The organism is Novosphingobium sp., from assembly GCF_049240505.1.
In the GTDB taxonomy this organism is placed as follows: domain Bacteria; phylum Pseudomonadota; class Alphaproteobacteria; order Sphingomonadales; family Sphingomonadaceae; genus Novosphingobium.
Window position 1 is genome coordinate 36,076 of record NZ_JBMLSM010000222.1, and the last position, 16,032, is coordinate 52,107.

Consider the following 16,032-nt stretch of genomic DNA (forward strand, 5'->3'; position numbering starts at 1 on the left):
TCAGTCTTTCTGCAGGATCAGGTCTGCGGCCTTTTCGGCGATCATCGCCACGGGAATGGCGGTGTTGCCGCCGGGCAGGTGCGGCATGATCGAGGCATCGACCACGCGCAGCGATTGCAACCCGTGAACGCGCAGGCGATCATCCACCACGGCCATCGGGTCTTGCCCCATGCGTGCGGTGCTGGTGGAATGATAATCGGCTTCGGCGTGGGCACGGATATAGGCGTCGATTTCCTCGTCGGTCCGGGCCTGCGGGCCGGGGGCAAGTTCTTCGCCGCGCATTTCATCGAACGCCTGCTGGTCAAAGATGCGCCGCGCGATACGCACGCCTTCGCGCATCACGCGCCGGTCGTTTTCGGTGGCGTTGTAGTTCTGGTCGATCACCGGCGGCATATCGGGATCGGCACTGGCAAGCGTGACACTGCCGCGCGATTCCGGGCGAGCGACGTTGATGTGCGCATAAAAGCCATGCATCGGCACCATCTTGCGCCCGTTCTGGCCGAACAGCGCGGAAACCAGCAGCATCTTGATGTCAGGTTCATTAAGCGCCGGATCGGAACGCACCATGCAGGCAACCGACATGCCGGGATCGGCCAGCGGCCCTTTGCGAAAGGCCAGATACTGCACCATCGCCAGCGCGCCGCGCACGGGGTTGAGGAAACGCAGCATCGACCACGGCTTTGTCGAGCGGACTTTGACATGGGTGGCCAGATGGTCCTGCAATCCTTGTCCCACGCCGGGAAGATTGTGGACCAGCGCAATGCCATGTTCGGCAAGATGCGCTGCGGGACCGACGCCCGACAGCATCAGCAATTGCGGCGTGTTGATCGCGCCTGCCGAAAGGATGACTTCGCGCGTGGCCGTGGCCAGTGTTGCGGTTCCGTCCTTTCGGAAGATGACGCCGGTGGCGCGGGTGCCATCGAATGTGATGCGTCGGGTGTGCGCCTGTGTCAGTACGGTGAGGTTCGCGCGTTTCAGAACCGGGCGCAGGTAGGCGGACGAAGCGCTGGAGCGACGTCCGCGCCCGACGGTGAGATCTACTGCGCCAAAGCCATCGCGCGCTTCCCCGTTGAGATCGTCGGTAACGGGATATCCGGCCTGCGTGCCCGCCGCGATGAAGGCGCGGGCAAAGGGATGATCCTGAGCGGCGCGGGTGATCTGAATGGGGCCGTCTGTGCCGTGCCATGCGTTGCGCGCCGGAGCGAAGCTTTCCAGCTTGCGGAAATACGGCAGGACATCGGCAAAGGACCAGCCCCGGTTGCCCGCCTGTGCCCAGCGATCGTAATCCGAATGGAAGCCCCGATCATAGGCCATGCCATTGATCGAAGACCCGCCCCCCAGTACCTTGCCACGCGGCAGGTAAAGCGTGCGCCCATCAAGGTGCACTTGGGGTGCCGACATATAGGGCCATGCGTGCGCGCCCGACATCATGATAGGCAGCAGGCCACCCGGCGCGGCGATCAACGGGCTGCGATCATCGCCGCCCGCTTCCAGCAGCAGCACGCGCACTTGTGGATCGGCAGAAAGGCGGTTTGCAAGGATACATCCCGCCACCCCGCCACCGACGATCACATAGTCGAATTCGCGCCTTTCCATGCTCTCCCGTTCGTTTCTGGTCTTGTTGCCCGGCATCGTGCCCACCGCGCGCCTTGCCCGCAACCTGCGCCGATCAGGCGGACGACGTTGATGGCGCAATCTGTTTGGTCCGGCGCGGAGGGGGCAGTCGATCAGCTTGGGTTCGCCCGCCTTGCGGGTTTAGCTGGCGGGGAGAGGAGGCCGCACCATGCGAGTCATAGCCAACCATACGCTTTGCCAGGGCCATGCCCGATGTGAAGATCTGTGCCCCGAAGTGTTTGCGACCGATGCCGTGGAAGGCAAAGTGGTGATCGTGCAGGAAGACGTGCCCGCCGGGCTGGAAGACAAGGTGCGGCTGGCCGTGCGGAACTGCCCTGAAGGCGCGCTGCGCGTGGCGCGGTCCGAAGGCCGTCAGGTGGAAGGGGCAGGGGCAGGGGCAGGGGCATGACGCTGTTGTTTCAGCCATCGCCGCCCGATCACGTTCCGCCCGAACGGATGGTCGATTTCGACATGTTCCACATTCCCGAAGGTGTGAACGACCCGGCGGAGATATGGCACGATCTGGTGCGGCGGGGCGTGCCCAACATCTTCTATACCCCGCATAACGGCGGGCATTGGGTCTTTCTGGGATACGAGGATATCGTTGAGGCCTATCGCAACCATGCGATCTTTTCGACCTATCAGACGCCGGTGCCGCCAATCGAACCCTTCCCGGTCGTGCAGCCGCAGGGGGTTGATCCGCCAGCGCACAACGTGTTCCGCCGCTTGCTGGCCCCGATGTTTACGCCAACGGCTGTGCGTGGGATGACCGCCGAACTGGAGCGCAGAGCGGCCGTGCTGATCGACGGTTTTGCTGCGCGGGGTGAATGCGATTTCATCACCGACTTTGCCGAGCGTTATCCCACGGCCACGTTCCTGCACCTGTTCGGCCTGCCCGAAGCGCGGCTGGATGCGTTTCTGGCGCTGGCCAACATGTTCTTCCGCAGCACCGATCCGGCGGCGCGGGCGCAGAACATCACCGCAATCTACGCCGAGCTGGACACGCTGTTCCGCGAGAAGGAACGCAATCCGGGCAGTGACATCGCTACGCAGATCGTGGCGGCGCGTGATGAGAACGGGCAGCAGCACTCGTGGGAGGATATCCTGAACTGCGGGTTCCTGCTGTTCGTGGCCGGGCTGGATACCGTGACCAACACGATGGCCTATGTCTGGCGCTATCTGGCGACCACGCCGGCTGCGCAGAAGCATTTTCGTGACCGACTGGACGATCCCGATGCCTTCCTGCGCGCGATCGAGGAACTGATGCGGATCAACGCCGTGTCCAACCTGTTCCGGCGCGTGACGCATGATTGCGAATACAAGGGCGTGCAATTGCGCCGCAACGATCGCGTGGTCCTGCCAAACACGGTTGCCAATCGCGATCCCCGCGTATTCAGGGAACCGCAGGTGATCGATCTGGACCGCGAGGTGAACGTCCATCTGACGTTCGGCGTGGGTCCGCACCGTTGCATCGGGTCGGTTTTGGCCAAGCGGGAGATCATGGTTTCGCTTCAGCAATGGCTGCGCCGGATTCCCGCATTCACGCTGGCGGACGATCAGTCTGCGGGATCAGTGTTTGGCGGTTCGGTGATGGGCTTTACCGCGCTGCGTTTGCAGTGGGACGTGGCGGCGAAGCAGGCGGCGGCGTAAGGCTGAACCGGTCCTGCGCCACTTTTGCGGTGCGGGACCGGTTCAGGCCCGGATCAGAGTTCGACCACGGACAGGATGTGGCTGTGCCGGTCAGGGAAAACATAGTCGAATTCGAGATACATGTTCTCACCCAACTGGCCCGCCCGGATCAGATCGGTTTCCACGAAGACCTGAACCCCGGCACTGCCATAGGCATAGCGCGTGGCCTCACCGAACACGGGCGAGGCATCGAGACGCGCATCGACCGCGACATCGCCACGGCGGGCGCGGTTCATGCCGATGTTGAGGCGTCCTTTGAATACGGGGTCGTTCTCGGCAAGATCCCGCAGCGTCAGAACCATCTTTTCCAACTCTTCCAGCGATTCGACCAGAAAGCCGAAGTGGAAGCTTGCTTCGAAGTCCTGCGCCATCATCGCGCGATAGGCCACGACCGCTTCATGTTCGTCACCAGTGCCGACGCGCAGCGCCGCGTGGATGGCTGCGATCAGCTTTTGCTGGGGTTCGGGCAGGCACGAAAGATACACGATGCCATCGCCGCGCCCGAAGTGTCCTTTGGCCACGACAAAGCGATAGAAATTGCCGCCCGGCAGCGGCAGCATCTGCGTTTCTGTCAGCCCTGCGATCTGGAGCAGGCGCGCAGCAGCGGGGCCGTCTTCTGGCGTGCCATAATGCAGCGCCAGATGTCCCATCGACAGGCCTCCGTCGGCGATTGAGGAGGTTTCGATGTCTGATGCGATGGTTGCCATTTGCAAGCCTGTCCTCTCCAAAGCTGCTTTGGAAAGCAGCGCTTCATGGGCTGGAGCATACCAGTGCAGGCAGCGCTGCGCAACAAAAGTAAGCATACGCTAACAATAGATTGCGTATGATTTATCGCAATTTTTTCCGATAGAGTGGGGTTATGCTCAAAATTTATCCGACTTTTGCGTATCGAAAATGATGGAACACATTCCACCGACGGGTTAGGCGTGGCTCATGCACCGTCTCGCACTTGATCACCTCACCGCCATCGACACGACGCCGATCCAGCTTGTCCAGGCAGCGCGAGCGGCGGGATGCGATGGCGTGTGCCTGTTCATGGAACCTATGGACGTGCTGCCGCTAATGCCGCAATTCGATATCTACGCCGACAGCACAGTGCGGATGGAATTGCGCGCGGCGATGCGCGATCTGGGCGTGACGCTCGACCTTGCCTATCCGTTCACGCTGGCAGGGCGCACCGATATCGCCACCTTTGCGACCGCGATGGAATGTGCCGCAGAACTGGGCGCGGGGCTGATCAATGCGCTGCTTTATGATCGCGATCCGGCGCGGCGCGTGGATCGGTTCGGGCAGTTCTGCGATATGGCGGCACGGTTCGGCTTGCCGGTTGGGGTGGAGTTCTATCCGCCAAGCCAGGTGCCATCGCTGGCGGCTGCGCTGGATATTGTGGAACAGATCGGGCGGCCCGGTGCGGTGGGTGTGAACGTGGATTTGCTGCACCTGATGCGGTCTGGCGGGGCGCCTGCGGAGCTGGCGGCGGCACCGGCGGGGTATGTTCTTTATGGGCAGATTGCCGATGGACCAGCGCAGGCCCCGGAAAGTCCTGACGACGAAGCCTCGTCAAATCGTTTGCTGTGCGGGGGCGGAGCGTTTGACGTGGCCGGGTTCGTGCAGGCCTTGCCGATCAATTGTCCGCTAAGCGTGGAAATTCCGCGCAATCATGCGGTTGGCATCGAGACTACGGCTGAGCGGGTGACCCGTGCGGTCGAGAGCGTGCGCTGCGCTTTGGCCTAGAGCCAGCCCCACCCCGCTGCACTACAGCGGAGTGGGGCAATGGATCAGGCGTTGCGCAGGGCGGCGAGTTCTTCCGCCGTCAGCGTGAGCGCATCAGCCTTGGCGCTTTCGGCCACCTGTTCGGGTGAGGAACCGCCGAAGATGGCGATGGTCTGGTTGGGCTGGCTGAGCAGATAGGACAGCGCGATTTCGTTGATCGAAACGCCATGCTTTGCCGCAAGCGACTGGACAATGGCAAGGCGGCGTTCGTTTGCAGGATCGGCATAGCGCGCGGCAAGCTGTTCACCCACCGAACCTGCAGCCAGCTTGGTGAAATAGCCGCCGGACTGCGCAGCATAGGCAATGACCGGAAGGCCCGCCGCGTGCAGGTCTTCATATTCGCCTTCGTAGTAGTGCACATAGCCCTGCTGTGCCGCCGCGCCGACATCAGGCACGGCAAGGCCCCAGAACGTTTCCGAGGCCACGAAGCCCTGTTTGCCCAGTGACGCGGCATAGGCATTGGCGGCGCTGATCCGGTCTGCGGCCCAGTTCGACGCGGCGAAATGGCGGATGCGGCCCGCTTCGCGATGGGCGATCAGCGCATCGACGATAGGTTCGACCGGGCTTTCCGGGTTGTCCATATGCAGGAAATAGAGGTCGATGGCATCCACGCCGAGGTGATCGAGGCTTTGCGCAAGGTCGGCCGAAACGTCATCAGGCGTCACGCGGTTGCGATAGTCGCCCACGCGCATGTCGAAGAAGCCGCCCTTGGTGGCGATGACGAAATCATCGCGTTTCTGCGTCTTCAGCCATGCGCCCACCGCGCGTTCGCTGGCGCCGATGGGGGCATCGGGCATCCAGTCGCCATAGCTGCGGGCGGTGTCGATGAAGTTGCCGCCCAACCTTGCGAAAGTATCGAGGATGGCGTTCGATTTGCCCTGATCGAGCATCCAGCCGAGCATGTTGGTGCCATAGCACAGGCGGCTGACGGACAGGTCGGTGTGATTGAGAGTGACCTTGGTGAGCATCTGGAAGTCCTTGATAGATGTAAGTGCTGACTTATAGAAAATTGCCAGCGAAGGAAACACCTGACCGGTGCCGCCACCGATGAATCACGGCATGATGCCGCCGCCGTTTACGTGGTAGGTCTGCCCCGTCATCCAGCGACCGTCTTCGGACAGAAGCAGGGCCACCATTGCGGCCACATCATCAACCACGCCGATGCGCGGGGTGGCGCAACCGGCAAGGAAATGGTCGATCATTTCCTGCGGGATAACGCCGCTTTCAGCCTGTTCAGGCGTGACGATAAAGCCCGGCGAAACCACGTTTGCGGTGATGCCTTCCTTGCCCCAGCGGGTCGCGATGTGGCGGGCCAGTGCGTAGAGCGACAGTTTGGACATGGCATAGGACGGGCGAACCGCGCCGGGTGACTGCGCCGACCCGGAACTGGTGAAAACGCACGCACCGCTGCCGGATGCCAGCAGATGCGGAAGGACGGCGCGGGCGCAAAGGACGTGCCCGCGCATGTTGACCGCCATCGTCTGATCGAAGACGGCCATGTCCATTGCCAGCAGATCGCTGTCGAGCAGCGCCATGCGCAAATCTGCGGCGTTCATGAATGCGCCGGTAAGCTTGCCCATATGGCCAAGCGCGATGGCAACGGCTGCGTTTACGTCATCTTCCTTGGAGATATCGGCCTGTGTGCCCCAGGCCTTGTAGCCCTGCGCGCGCAAACCCTGCGCTGTCGCTTCCACGCCTTCCCCGTTGATATCGACAAGGACGACTTGCGCGCCTTCCGAACACACACGACGCGCGGTTGCCGCGCCAATGCCACCAGCGGCGCCGAAGATGATGATGGCTTTGTCTTCAAGTCTGCTCATAAAAACTCTCCGTAACGAGGCTCAGGCGGTGGCGGCCCGGCGTCCGGCTTGCCGTCCGAAAAAGGTGCAATCTGCAAGGCTGAGGCCGGACGAATAGCCGTGCCCCCATGCGGGCAGGCCAGATGTGCAGCGCCCTGCAGCGAAGAGGCCGGGAATGGCCGCGCCCGAACGATCCAGCACTTCGCCATCGGTTGAAGTCTTGAGCCCGCCCAATGTGAAGAAGCTGAAATAGCTCGTCTCGAAATTGCATTCGAGCGCCACGAACGGCGACTGGTCGAGCGCTTTCAGGATCGGCTGCTGCTTGTCGAACAGCGGATCGCGGCCTTCGCGGGCGTGGCTGTTATAGAGGTACATCGTGGCCGAAAGCGTGCCAGCGGGCATTTCCAGTTCGGCTTCGACCTCTTCCCAGGTTTCGCCCGTACCCGCGATGGTGATTCCCGCAAGATCGAGCGGCTGATCGAAATGCGCGCTGTCGAGCAGGAGATAGACCTTGCCGCCCGGCTGATCGACGGCGCAGCGGCTGACGCGCCCGTGATAGCAGTCCTCGTTGATGAAGCGCTGGCCTGCGACGTTTACGAATACGCCGTGGGCCTGATCGGCCGGGATCGTCCACGGGCAGGTGGTGAAGAACTGATCCATGTGGATGGCATCGCCGCCCGCCGAAACGCCCAGTTCGATGCCGATGCCATCGTCCTTGTCCCCGATGGGACTGTTCACGCGGAAGCTTTCGGGGCAATATTTGCGGCGCATCGCATCGTTGAACACGAAGCCGCCCGTGGCCAGCACGACGCCCCGATGCGCGCGGACGAAGCGGTCCTTGTTATCGATGCGAACGACAACTCCTGCTACACGCTCCCCATCGGTGATCAGAGCCACGGCACGGGCATCGACGTGGATATCAGCGCCAAGTTCGCGTGCGCGCGTTTCCAGAATATCGATCAGCGGGCGACCGCCGCCCCAGCCCATGTGCTGAATGACATGGCCGCGCGGGGCAGGCTTTGCCTGTTTGTAAAACGGCGCGGCGGCTTCGCTGCCCGACCAGATCAGCGTGGAATCATCGGTCGGTTCGATGACCTTGCCGGGCAGGTAGTTGCCGCGATAGGGCACGCCCTGATCCTTCAGCCATTGGTAGTGCGACAGCGCTTCGCGCCCATAGAGTTCGCACTTGGCATCATCGGCGCAGGGACCACCTGCAAGCTTGAGATAGGCGGTGAAGTCTTCGACGGTATCGTCAAACCCTGCGGCCTTCTGCGCATCGGTGCCGCCGCCGATATAGATTTCTCCGCCCGAAAGAGCCGATGCGCCGCCGCTGCCGGAACTGCGCTCGAACAACATCACGCGCGCGCCTGCAACGCGCGCCTCTATGGCTGCGCAGGCGCCTGTGGCGCCGAACCCGATGATCGCGACATCGGTTTCGAGGTCCCACTGCGGCACCTGCGCAATCGGCATGGTCCTGTATTGCGAATATCCGGTCATCCTGGCTCTTTGCTCCCAAACCCCTGCAGTGATCGCTGTTATCCGCACCGCACGGCTACCCCTGAATGGGGCAATCGACTCATTTTGTGCATTTCTGCGCTGCATTCGTAATTTACGATTGCATTAGATACGCAAATCGTCAATTGAAAAGCCAATCGCCTTTCGATATTGGCGATTTCGAATCTGACATGGCGGGTTTTCGCCAGCGTTGGCAAAGCATGGGAGAGCGCCCCAGTGCAGGGCACGGATCACATTGACCTGACCGGAAAGGTCGCCATCGTCACCGGCGGTACGCGCGGCCTTGGGCGGGACATTGCGCAGGCCTTGTTGCGCGCAGGTGCTGCGGTGACAGTGTGTGGGCGGACAGAGCCGGCCGATCTGCCAGATGGCCTGACCTTCCGCGCCGCCGACATCCGCGATCCCGATCAGGCGCAGGCGCTGGTCGAGGCGGTATCAGCCAAACACGGGCGGATCGATATACTGGTGAACAATGCGGGCGGATCGCCGCAGGCACCCGCAACGGCCAGCCCACGCTTCTTCGATGCCATCGTGAAGCTGAACCTGCATTCGGCCATGTACATGTCGCAATATGCCTATGCCCACATGCAGGAAGCGGGCGGCGGAAGCATCATCAACATCGCCAGCGTATCGGGCATCCGCCCTTCGCCCATGACGTCGGCCTATGGCGCGGCAAAGGCGGGATTGCTGAGCCTGACGCAAAGCCTTGCGCAGGAATGGGGGCCAGACGGTGTGCGCGTGAACGCCATCATCGTCGGGCTGATGCAGACCGAAACTTCGGAAGAAACATATGGCGATGAAGCAGCGCAGGCTGCGGTCGCCAAATCGCTGCCGCTGCAGCGCATGGGCACGGGAACGGACATCGCAGGGGCGGTGCTGTGGCTGAGCTCCAGCCTTTCCTCATGGGTCAGCGGCGCACGCATCAACGTCGATGGAGGGGGTGAACGTCCCTACTTCCTCGACCTCGTGAAAGGATAACTGGCCGTGGGCAGCGCATCTGCTGGAATTAGGGCACTGGGCTATGTCAGGATCGAAACCGCCAAGGCTGAGGCGTGGGATCACTTCATGACGCAGGTCGTCGGCGTGATGCGCGCCGATCCTCCGCGTGATGGCGTGGCCACCTATCGCATCGACGAACGTCCGTTCCGCTTCTGGGTAGAGCGTGGCAATGAGGATCGATTGGTAGCCGCTGCCTATGAAGTGGGTGATGCCAGCGAACTGGCCGCGCTACGCGATACGATCGCGGGGCTGGGCCGCGAGATCGTGGATGGCGATGCCGCTGGTGCCAAGGCGCGCGGTGTTGCGGCATTCTTCGCCACCAGCGACCCATCCGGTAACGGTCTGGAGTTCTTCTGGGGTGACAGCCGCGACGATGTGACGTTTGTTTCACCCGTTGGCGTGAGCGGCTTCGTGACCGGCGACATGGGCATGGGCCACGCGGTGCTGGCCACGCCCAATTTCGATGAAGCGCACGCATTCTACAAAGCCATCGGCTTTGGCGACACCGATATCCCGCGCTTCCGCTTTTCGGACGATCCCAATGATCCGGGCATGGGCTTTGCCTTCATGCACGCTGCCAACGGGCGCCACCATTCCATTGCCATTGCCGAAATGCCCGTGCCGCCTTCGGCCTGCATCCACCTGATGCTGGAAATGAAGACGCAGAGCGACGTGGGCAAGTGCCACGACCGGATGCGCGCGCACAAGGTGCCGGAAAGCGCGACGATCGGCAGGCATATCAATGATCAGACCTTCGGCTTCTACATGCAGACGCCATCGGGCTTCGACATCGAAATCGGGGCCGATCCGCTGGTGATCGACCCTGCCAACTGGACGCCGACCGCGCACCTCGTCCCCAGCGAATGGGGCCATGTCTGGGCATGGCAAAAGGCGCTTGAAGATTCAAAGGGAGAACAGGCGTGAGCCTTTCCGGCAAGACACTGGACAAGCGGATGAGCGCGGCGGAGATCGTGGCGCAACTGTCCGACGGGATGACACTGGGCATTGGTGGCTGGGGCCCACGCCGCAAGCCGATGGCGCTGGTGCGCGAAATCCTGCGGTCCGACCTGAAGGATCTGACCGTGGTCGCCTATGGCGGGGCGGACGTGGGGATGCTGTGCGCGGCGGGCAAAGTGCGCAAGCTGGTGTTTGCCTTCGTCAGCCTCGATGCGATCCCGCTGGAGCCGTGGTTCCGCAAGGCGCGCGAAAGCGGCGCGCTGGACGTGCTGGAACTGGACGAGGGCATGTTCCAGTGGGGCCTGAAGGCCGCCGCGTTCGGCCTGCCGTTCCTGCCCACGCGCGTGGGACTTGGCACCGATCTGGCCGAACTGGGCGGATTGAAGACGGTGCAGTCCCCCTATGACGATGGCGAAACGCTGGTCGCCATGCCTGCGCTGAAGCTCGACGCGGCGCTGATCCATGTGAACCGCAGCGACTGGCGCGGCAACGTGCAGGTCTTCGGGCCAGACACCTACTACGACGAATGGTTCGCCAAGGCGGCGGCCAAGACTTACGTCAGTTGCGAGGAACTGGTCGACCGGATGGAGGACCATTACCCCGAAAACGTTCAGGCCAACCTGTTCGAGCGGTGCTTCGTTTCGGGCGTGGTCGAAATGCCCTGCGGCGCGCATCCGAGTTCGATGCCGCCGCACTATGGCTGGGATATGAAGGCGTTCAAGGCTTACGCCGACAGCGCGAAAGACCCCGGTGACTGGGCGCAGGTGCAGGACCGCTTCGTTGGCGCATCGGAAGCCGAATATCTTGAAATGATTGGTGGAAAGGAGGCGGTGACGGGCTTGCCCTTGCCGATTTTCTGATGAGCGACATCACCCTTGTAGACTTGTGCATTTTCGCCTGTTCCGAAGCCTTCCGCGACAACGGCGAGATCGTGGCCACGGGCGTGGGGCCAGTGCCGCGCGTTGCCGCTGGCCTTGCCAAGCTGACCCATACGCCCGAACTGATGATGAGCGATGGCGAGGCCTATCTGGTGGAACAACCGGTGCCGCTGGGGCCGCGCAAGTACGAAGATCGCAAGCCTGCCGGCTATCTCCCGTTCTCGCGCTTTTTCGACAGTGCAGTGTGGTCTGGCCGCAGGCACGCGATGGTCACGCCCACGCAGCTTGATCGCTTTGGCCAGATCAACCTGTCCTATATGGGCGGCACTTACGACAAGCCCAAGACGCAGATGCTGGGTGTGCGCGGTTTTCCGGGCAACACGATCTACCACCCCAATTCGTTCTTCTTCCCCGCGCATTCGCCCCGTGTCTTCGTGCCGCATGTCGATATGATTTCGGGCGTCGGATACAATCCGGCCAAGCGCGTGGCGGGTGGCAACTTTGCAGGCGTGGACCTGCGCCGGATCGTTACGAACCTGTGCGTCATGGACTTTGGCGGGCCGGAAAACGCGATCCGCGTGATTTCGCTGCATCCGGGCGTGACCTTTGACGAAGTGCAGGCGGCCACCGGCTTTGAATTGCAAATGGCCGCAGGCCGGGCCGAAGACCTGCCCGAAACCGCGCTGCCCACTGCCGAAGCGCTGGCCGTAATTGCCAGCCTCGATCCGCACAACGTCCGTGCCAGTGTGTTGAAGGACAACCCACCTGCCGTGCGTGCAGCCTAAGGGGAGATGACAGGATGACCGATCTCGTCGAGCCGAAAACCGTCGACATCGTTTACGAGACGGAAGAACCCGTCCGTTACGAGGTGGTGGACAACGTGGCCTGGATCACCATGAACCGGCCGCAGTTCAACAACGCCCAGAACGGGCAGATGACCTATGCGCTCGACGATGCGTTTGGCCGCGCCGTGAAGGATGATGCGGTGCGCTGCATCGTGCTGGCGGGTGAGGGCAAGCACTTCTCTGCCGGGCACGATATCGGCACGCCGGGGCGCGATCTGCACTTTGAATTCGAAAAGCGGCTGATGCTTCCGCCGCATACCAACAAGCCCGCAGCCGAACTGCTCTATACCCGCGAACAGGAACAGTATCTGGGGATGTGCCGCCGCTGGCGCGACATTTCCAAGCCGACGATCGCGATGGTGCAGGGCGCGTGCGTTGCGGGCGGGCTTATGTTGGCATGGGTGTGCGACCTGATCGTGGCCAGCGAAGATGCGTTCTTTCAGGATCCGGTGAACCCGCTGATGGGCATTCCCGGCGTGGAATACTTCGCCCACGCCTATGAACTGCCGCCGCGCGTGGCCAAGGAATTCCTGCTGCTGGGCGAACGTATGCCCGCCCCGCGCGCCTACAGCTTCGGCATGGTCAACAAGGTCGTACCCCGCGAAGAACTGCGTGAGGCGACCACGGCATGGGCTGCGAAGCTGGCCAAGCAGGGCCGTCTTGGCAACTGGTTGACCAAGCAGGCGATCAACCATGTCGAGGAACTGCGCGGCAAGCGCGCGGCGATGGATGCGGTCTACCACATGCACCACTTTGCCCATGCGCAGAACGATCTCGTCACCGGCAATTCCATTGCGGGCGTCAGCGGCACATCGGCTGCGGCTGCGAATAAGAAGGATGCGGGTGAATCCTGATGGTTGACGCGCTTCACACCGTCCTGACCGAGCGGCTTGGCTGCAAGGCACCGATCATCCAGACCGCGATGGGCTGGGTGGCGGAACCCAGCCTTGTCATCGGCAGCAGCAATGCCGGGGCCTTTGGCTTTCTGGGCGCGGCGGTGATGACGCCTGATGAATGTCGCGCGAAAATCCTCGCTGTGCGCAAGGGCACGGACAAGCCTTTCGGGGTGAATTTCCATTCGTTTCAGCCCGGCGCAGACCAGATTGTCGACCTGATCCTTGCCAACGCTGAACAGGTGCGCGCGGTCAGCTTTGGTCGTGGGCCGAACGCGAAGATGATTGGCCGGTTCAAGGACGCTGGCATCCTGTGCATTCCCACTGTGGGCGCGGTGAAGCACGCGCAGAAGATGGTGGAACTGGGCGTCGACATGGTCAGCGTGCAGGGCGGCGAAGGGGGTGGGCATACCGGATCGGTGCCGACGACGGTGCTGTTGCCGCAAGTGCTGGATGCAGTGAATGTGCCGGTGATTGCCAGCGGCGGCTTTGCCGATGGGCGCGGGCTGGCGGCGGCACTGGCTTATGGCGCGGTGGGTATTGCGATGGGCACGCGCTTTCTGCTGACGCGCGAAAGCCCGGTGCCTGACACGGCCAAGGCCGAATACCTGAAGGCCACGACCGACCGGATCATCGTGACGACCAAGTTGGACGGCATTCCGCAGCGCATGATCCGCACCCGGCTGATGGATCGGATCGAACGGTCAGGCTCGCTGGGCATGTGGTTGCGCGCGTTTGAGGCGGGTGCGGCGATGAAGCGCCAGACCGGCGCGTCGTGGCTGCACTTCATCAAGGCGGCGCGCGGCATGACCGGGCACGGCGACGTGCCACTTCGCCAGGCGATGATGGCCGCGACCATGCCGATGCTGATCCAGAAGGCTGTGGTCGATGGCGATATCGAGAACGGCGTCATGGCCACCGGCGTCGTCGGCGGACGCATTTCGGAAGTGCCCACGTGCGCCGAACTGGTCGACCGCATCATGGCCGAGGCGCGCGCCCGGCTTGCCGCGCTGTGCGCTGGCTGATCGAGAAGGATACGAACCCCATGCCCATCACGCTCACCGTCAAGGACCGCATCGCAGAGATCGTGTTTGACGTTCCGCCCGTGAACGCGTTCGACAGCGAAACGTGGATGTCGCTGCCTGCGATCATCAAGGAAGCGGCGGCCAATCCCGAAGCCAACGTCATTCTGATCCGCGCGGCGGAGGAATCACGCGGGTTTTGCGGCGGGGTCGATATCAAGGAAATGCAGGCGCACCCTGAACGCATCACCGTGCTCAATCGCGGCAATTTCCTGACGTTCAAGGCCATTCACGAGGCGGAGATTCCGGTGGTGGTCGCGGTGCACAAGTTCGTGATCGGCGGTGGCATCGGCATCTGCGGCGGATCGGACGTGATCATCGCGGCGGACGATGCGTTCTTTTCGCTGCCCGAAGTGGATCGCGGGGCAATGGGCGGGGCCAGCCACATGTCGCGCATGTTGCCGCTGCATAAAGTGCGTGCGGCGTTCTTCACCGGCGGCAATATCCCTGCGCAGGAAGCCTATCGTCTGGGCGCGGTCGAAAAGGTCGTGCCCCGCGCCGATCTGGTGGCCGAAGCGCGCGCTTTCTGCGCGGTCATCGCATCGAAAAGCCGCAAGGCGCTGGTCATCGCCAAGGAGGCGCTGAACGGGCTTGAGGCGCGTGACGTGGACCGTGGCTATCGCTGGGAACAGGGTTTCACGCTGGAAATGTACATGCACGAAGACAGCCAGAAATCGCGCGATGCCTTTGTTGAAACGGGCAAGGCGGCGAAGTTCTGATGCGCGTCTCTTCACATATTGGGCATCCTGCCCCTCTCCTTCGTCATTCCCGCGAAGGCGGGAATCCAGCGCAGCCCAACAACTGGACCCCCGCCTTCGCGGGGGTGACGGGGATTATGGTATGAAGCTTGAATATACCCCGCAGCAGCAGGCCTTCCGCGCCGAAGTGCGCGCATGGCTTGAAGCGCATGTTCCCGCGCAACCGCTGGAACACTATGACGCCACGCGCGAAGGCTTTGAGGCGCATCGCCAGTGGGAAGCCACGCTGAAGTCTGGCGACTGGGGCATGGTGACATGGCCCAAGGAATATGGCGGGCGCGGGGTGGACCTCATCCAGTGGCTGATCTTCGAGGAGGAATACTACCGTTCGGGCGCGCCGGGGCGCGTCAACCAGAACGGGATTTTCCTGCTTGGCCCCACGCTGATGGAATTTGGCACACACGAACAGAAGCAGCGCTTTCTGCCGCCGATGGCGAGCGGTGAGGAAATCTGGGCGCAGGCATGGTCGGAACCTCAGGCCGGGTCTGATCTTGCAGGCGTTCGTGCCACTGCGGTTCGTGATGGTGATGATTATGTGCTGAATGGGCACAAGATATGGTCAAGCCGCGCGGCCTTTGCCGATTGGGCATTCGGGCTGTTCCGCGAACCGGGCACTGAGCGGCACAAGGGGATGAGCCTGATCTTCTTCCGGTTGGATCAGGAAGGCGTCACCCGTAACCCGATCCGCAAGATCAACGGGCATGTCGGCTTTGCCGAAATCTTCCTCGACAATGTGCGCGTGCCTGCCTTCAACCGCTTGGGCGATGAAGGGCAGGGCTGGCACATCTGCATGGCCACCGCCGGGTTCGAACGTGGGCTGATGCTGCGCAGCCCGGCCCGCTTTCAGGAAGCCGCCGCCGCGCTGGCGGCGCTGTGGCAGGCGCGCAAGGATCAATGCGATCCGGCCATCGAGGCCAACGTGATCCGGGCGCACATGAATGCCGATGCCTATGCCCTGAATATCTATCAGACCGCATCGCGTCTGATGGCGGGGGCGAAGATCGGGCCTGAGGCTTCGACCAACAAGATCTTCTGGTCGGAAATGGACATCCACCTGCACGAAACCGCGCTGGCGATACTTGGGGCCGAGGCGGAGCTGATCCCGCCGAGCGGGGAGCACGAGTGGCTGGACGATTACATCTTCTCGCTGGCCGGGCCGATCTATGCCGGGTCGAACGAGATCCAGCGCAACATCATTGCCGAGCGTATGCTTGGCCTGCCGCGCTGAGG

General features: G+C 62.5%; 16 protein-coding genes. 11 read left to right on the top strand and 5 right to left on the bottom strand.

Features of this window, described 5'->3' with window-relative positions; translation table 11 throughout:
* On the bottom strand, window positions 1-1,659 hold the full coding sequence (locus ACOVQ0_RS18230) for a GMC family oxidoreductase (RefSeq protein ID WP_421887810.1): 1,659 nt from the start codon (window positions 1,657-1,659) through the stop codon (window positions 1-3).
* A gap of 124 nt (window positions 1,660-1,783) precedes the next feature.
* Between ACOVQ0_RS18230 and ACOVQ0_RS18235 the strand changes: the two genes are divergently transcribed.
* Window positions 1,784-2,023, top strand: a complete 240-nt coding sequence (locus ACOVQ0_RS18235) for a ferredoxin (protein ID WP_421887813.1) — start codon at window positions 1,784-1,786, stop codon at window positions 2,021-2,023.
* Window positions 2,020-3,264: a cytochrome P450 gene (locus ACOVQ0_RS18240; RefSeq protein ID WP_421887816.1), complete on the top strand. Its 1,245-nt coding sequence runs from the start codon at window positions 2,020-2,022 to the stop codon at window positions 3,262-3,264. Before ACOVQ0_RS18235 ends, ACOVQ0_RS18240 begins: the two co-directional genes overlap by 4 nt.
* Window positions 3,265-3,317: 53 nt before the next feature.
* Here the strand turns inward: ACOVQ0_RS18240 and ACOVQ0_RS18245 are convergent, their stop codons facing one another.
* Window positions 3,318-4,010: a hypothetical protein gene (locus ACOVQ0_RS18245; RefSeq protein ID WP_421887818.1), complete on the bottom strand. Its 693-nt coding sequence runs from the start codon at window positions 4,008-4,010 to the stop codon at window positions 3,318-3,320.
* Window positions 4,011-4,236: 226 nt separating this feature from the next.
* On the opposite strand from ACOVQ0_RS18245, the gene ACOVQ0_RS18250 reads away from it, so the two are divergent.
* Window positions 4,237-5,037 (top strand): sugar phosphate isomerase/epimerase family protein, encoded by an 801-nt coding sequence (locus ACOVQ0_RS18250; RefSeq protein ID WP_421887821.1) that lies wholly within the window; start codon window positions 4,237-4,239, stop codon window positions 5,035-5,037.
* A 44-nt stretch (window positions 5,038-5,081) separates the two neighbouring features.
* Here the strand turns inward: ACOVQ0_RS18250 and ACOVQ0_RS18255 are convergent, their stop codons facing one another.
* The 3 genes from ACOVQ0_RS18255 to ACOVQ0_RS18265 all read right to left on the bottom strand — a co-directional run bounded on the left by ACOVQ0_RS18255 (window position 5,082) and on the right by ACOVQ0_RS18265 (window position 8,372).
* Window positions 5,082-6,044, bottom strand: coding sequence for an aldo/keto reductase (locus ACOVQ0_RS18255; RefSeq protein WP_421887824.1), 963 nt, complete (start codon window positions 6,042-6,044; stop codon window positions 5,082-5,084).
* 84 nt (window positions 6,045-6,128) lie between these two features.
* A complete protein-coding gene (locus tag ACOVQ0_RS18260) occupies window positions 6,129-6,896 on the bottom strand; it encodes an SDR family NAD(P)-dependent oxidoreductase (RefSeq protein WP_421887827.1) in 768 nt (255 codons plus the stop codon).
* A gap of 21 nt (window positions 6,897-6,917) precedes the next feature.
* Window positions 6,918-8,372, bottom strand: coding sequence for an FAD-dependent oxidoreductase (locus ACOVQ0_RS18265; protein ID WP_421887830.1), 1,455 nt, complete (start codon window positions 8,370-8,372; stop codon window positions 6,918-6,920).
* Between the two features lie 234 nt (window positions 8,373-8,606).
* Here ACOVQ0_RS18265 and ACOVQ0_RS18270 point away from each other — a divergent pair, with 234 nt between their 5' ends.
* The 8 genes from ACOVQ0_RS18270 to ACOVQ0_RS18305 all read left to right on the top strand — a co-directional run bounded on the left by ACOVQ0_RS18270 (window position 8,607) and on the right by ACOVQ0_RS18305 (window position 16,030).
* Complete coding sequence (locus tag ACOVQ0_RS18270; RefSeq protein WP_421887832.1) at window positions 8,607-9,368, top strand: SDR family oxidoreductase; 762 nt, start codon at window positions 8,607-8,609, stop codon at window positions 9,366-9,368.
* A 6-nt stretch (window positions 9,369-9,374) separates the two neighbouring features.
* Window positions 9,375-10,313 (top strand): VOC family protein, encoded by a 939-nt coding sequence (locus ACOVQ0_RS18275; protein ID WP_421887835.1) that lies wholly within the window; start codon window positions 9,375-9,377, stop codon window positions 10,311-10,313.
* Window positions 10,310-11,206, top strand: coding sequence for a CoA transferase subunit A (locus ACOVQ0_RS18280; protein WP_421887838.1), 897 nt, complete (start codon window positions 10,310-10,312; stop codon window positions 11,204-11,206). The genes ACOVQ0_RS18275 and ACOVQ0_RS18280 overlap by 4 nt, the downstream gene beginning before the upstream one ends.
* Entirely contained in the window at window positions 11,206-12,009 is an 804-nt protein-coding gene (locus ACOVQ0_RS18285) for a CoA-transferase subunit beta (RefSeq protein ID WP_421887841.1), read from the top strand. The genes ACOVQ0_RS18280 and ACOVQ0_RS18285 overlap by 1 nt, the downstream gene beginning before the upstream one ends.
* A 14-nt stretch (window positions 12,010-12,023) precedes the next feature.
* Window positions 12,024-12,923 (top strand): enoyl-CoA hydratase, encoded by a 900-nt coding sequence (locus tag ACOVQ0_RS18290; protein ID WP_421887844.1) that lies wholly within the window; start codon window positions 12,024-12,026, stop codon window positions 12,921-12,923.
* Window positions 12,923-13,987 (top strand): NAD(P)H-dependent flavin oxidoreductase, encoded by a 1,065-nt coding sequence (locus ACOVQ0_RS18295; RefSeq protein ID WP_421887846.1) that lies wholly within the window; start codon window positions 12,923-12,925, stop codon window positions 13,985-13,987. Before ACOVQ0_RS18290 ends, ACOVQ0_RS18295 begins: the two co-directional genes overlap by 1 nt.
* 20 nt (window positions 13,988-14,007) lie before the next feature.
* Entirely contained in the window at window positions 14,008-14,763 is a 756-nt protein-coding gene (locus tag ACOVQ0_RS18300; RefSeq protein ID WP_421887849.1) for an enoyl-CoA hydratase family protein, read from the top strand.
* A gap of 121 nt (window positions 14,764-14,884) precedes the next feature.
* Window positions 14,885-16,030 carry an acyl-CoA dehydrogenase gene (locus ACOVQ0_RS18305; protein ID WP_421887851.1) on the top strand — a complete coding sequence of 382 codons (1,146 nt, stop codon included), beginning with the start codon at window positions 14,885-14,887 and terminating at the stop codon, window positions 16,028-16,030.
* Window positions 16,031-16,032: the final 2 nt, after the last annotated feature.

Bases quoted from the DNA above. Each gene is read 5' to 3' on its own strand.
- ACOVQ0_RS18235 (WP_421887813.1), top strand. From the start codon at position 1,784: ATGCGAGTCATAGCCAACCATACGCTTTGCCAGGGCCATGCCCGATGT.
- ACOVQ0_RS18240 (WP_421887816.1), top strand. From the start codon at position 2,020: ATGACGCTGTTGTTTCAGCCATCGCCGCCCGATCACGTTCCGCCCGAA.
- ACOVQ0_RS18245 (WP_421887818.1), bottom strand. From the start codon at position 4,010: ATGGCAACCATCGCATCAGACATCGAAACCTCCTCAATCGCCGACGGA.
- ACOVQ0_RS18250 (WP_421887821.1), top strand. From the start codon at position 4,237: ATGCACCGTCTCGCACTTGATCACCTCACCGCCATCGACACGACGCCG.
- ACOVQ0_RS18255 (WP_421887824.1), bottom strand. From the start codon at position 6,044: ATGCTCACCAAGGTCACTCTCAATCACACCGACCTGTCCGTCAGCCGC.
- ACOVQ0_RS18260 (WP_421887827.1), bottom strand. From the start codon at position 6,896: ATGAGCAGACTTGAAGACAAAGCCATCATCATCTTCGGCGCCGCTGGT.
- ACOVQ0_RS18265 (WP_421887830.1), bottom strand. From the start codon at position 8,372: ATGACCGGATATTCGCAATACAGGACCATGCCGATTGCGCAGGTGCCG.
- ACOVQ0_RS18285 (WP_421887841.1), top strand. From the start codon at position 11,206: ATGAGCGACATCACCCTTGTAGACTTGTGCATTTTCGCCTGTTCCGAA.
- ACOVQ0_RS18290 (WP_421887844.1), top strand. From the start codon at position 12,024: ATGACCGATCTCGTCGAGCCGAAAACCGTCGACATCGTTTACGAGACG.
- ACOVQ0_RS18295 (WP_421887846.1), top strand. From the start codon at position 12,923: ATGGTTGACGCGCTTCACACCGTCCTGACCGAGCGGCTTGGCTGCAAG.
- ACOVQ0_RS18300 (WP_421887849.1), top strand. From the start codon at position 14,008: ATGCCCATCACGCTCACCGTCAAGGACCGCATCGCAGAGATCGTGTTT.
- ACOVQ0_RS18305 (WP_421887851.1), top strand. From the start codon at position 14,885: ATGAAGCTTGAATATACCCCGCAGCAGCAGGCCTTCCGCGCCGAAGTG.